1 protein-coding gene is annotated in these 707 nt (G+C 51.2%); it reads left to right on the plus strand.

The window, feature by feature from the left end; genetic code table 11:
• Positions 1-253 precede the first annotated feature (253 nt).
• Positions 254-707 (plus strand): hypothetical protein (locus DAI20_RS18650; protein WP_154348646.1); only part of this gene is annotated, 454 nt, incomplete at its 3' end.

The raw sequence follows: 707 nt of genomic DNA on the forward strand, positions 1-707 counted from the left end.
GATCTACTTATCGGCGAAATACATGCTCCGCTTGATGCCTGATGCGGTTCCCCGGTCCAAGTGCCGCTCTTTGGGGAGGTGGCGCTGGATGTGGAAGATTGAAGTGACAGACGGCCCTTGGATGAATGCTGTCCATGAGCCTGCAGCAATGCGCAGGGCTTGTACTTTTTCCTGGTTGAAGGGCATGTCTTGTTAGGGTGGACATGCAATCGTCACGGGCGACTCAGATGGTTGCAAATGAAGGAGGCTCCTGGTGACGGAAGATGAATTGCTGCTTGAGCAGCTTTACAGGATGTCGGGGATTCTTACAGCCGAGCCCGACTCTTCAAGCTATGCGTTGGTATCGAGGTCATTGTTCCATTGTGATCAAGAGGTTCGAGAAAGGGCGGTATTCATAGGCGGACTGCGTTGGGCAGATCCACTGATTCTTGGTTGCTTTATTGGGATAATTACGGTGGGGATGGAGCCTGTTGATGATAATCGTAGGCTTATGGTTGAGTCTCTGGTATCTGCCGCGTTGCGGGGGAGGTTGGACGCCATTTCTATCGGCAGTTGGCTTGGGACGGTTATTGGTTCGAGTGACTTGAATTCCCTCCAGGCCAAGGCTGCCTATATTGGTTTGCTGCGGATCAAGGGACGAATTTCAACTGCAGAATTCGCGTGTCTTGACTACGATGATGTGGTTGTTGATTCATCGACTATTTCTT

The organism is Planctomonas deserti (assembly GCF_003067705.1).
GTDB classification, from domain to species: domain Bacteria; phylum Actinomycetota; class Actinomycetes; order Actinomycetales; family Microbacteriaceae; genus Planctomonas; species Planctomonas deserti.